We start from the raw sequence: 762 nt of genomic DNA on the forward strand, positions 1-762 counted from the left end.
ATGCGTGTCTCTTAAAGATGCTCTCAAAGAGTGCGTTAAAAGGTGCATAAGAGTGCTGTGAAAATGGCGGTGTGGTGTGCGGATTTCGAAGAGCGGGTAAAGGATAATGGGAGGTTGAAGAGTGGGGCAAAGGGGGTGTTGAAAAGTGGAATAGGGTTCGGTGAGGTTAGCTCTTGGTGGGAAAGAATGGGGGTGCATTCTAGCGTGAAGCTGGTTGCTGGGGGCGGCAAGCCCATGTGAGAGGATCTCTGAGGGGGGCGGCTTCTGCTGGTGAGAGGCTGGTTCATAAAAAAGTTCTGCATAAAACAAGTTGAATGACTCACTAAAAATGAATGGTTCTTATCGTTTAAGAAAAGAAAGGGGCTTTTGTAATGATTAAACCGCGAAATTGATTACCAGCAGGGTGGATATTGGTGAGCTGGTTGCTGGGGGCGGCAAGCCCATGTGAGAGGATCTCTGAGGGGGGCGGCTTCTGCTGATGAGAGGCTGGTTCATAAAAAAGTTCTGCATAAAACAAGTTGAATGACTCACTAAAAATGAATGGTTCTTATCGTTTAAGAAAAGAAAGGGGCTTTTGTAATGATTAAACCGCGAAATTGATTACCAGCAGGGTGGATATTGGTGAGCTGGTTGCCGGGGGCGGCAAGCCCATGTGAGAGGATCTCTGAGGAGGGCGGCTTCTGCTGGTGGGGGAGGCGCCGTGAGGTGGTTTCATTGATGAGTGGGTGCTGGTGCTTGGAGGGGTGATGAGGGGCGAAAAGT

The 762-nt window shown here is 49.3% G+C and carries 2 protein-coding genes; one reads left to right on the forward strand and one right to left on the reverse strand.

The features are described from left to right. The first annotated feature begins 63 nt into the window (after nt 1-63). Nucleotides 64-240 carry a hypothetical protein gene (locus ABD915_RS10000; RefSeq protein WP_345117819.1) on the forward strand — a complete coding sequence of 59 codons (177 nt, stop codon included), beginning with the start codon at nt 64-66 and terminating at the stop codon, nt 238-240. Between the two features lie 314 nt (nt 241-554). Here ABD915_RS10000 and ABD915_RS10005 read toward each other — a convergent pair. Continuing rightward, nucleotides 555-762: hypothetical protein (locus tag ABD915_RS10005; RefSeq protein WP_345117821.1), on the reverse strand; the 208-nt coding region annotated here is incomplete at its 5' end.

The organism is Bartonella jaculi, from assembly GCF_039543045.1.
Classification (GTDB): domain Bacteria; phylum Pseudomonadota; class Alphaproteobacteria; order Rhizobiales; family Rhizobiaceae; genus Bartonella; species Bartonella jaculi.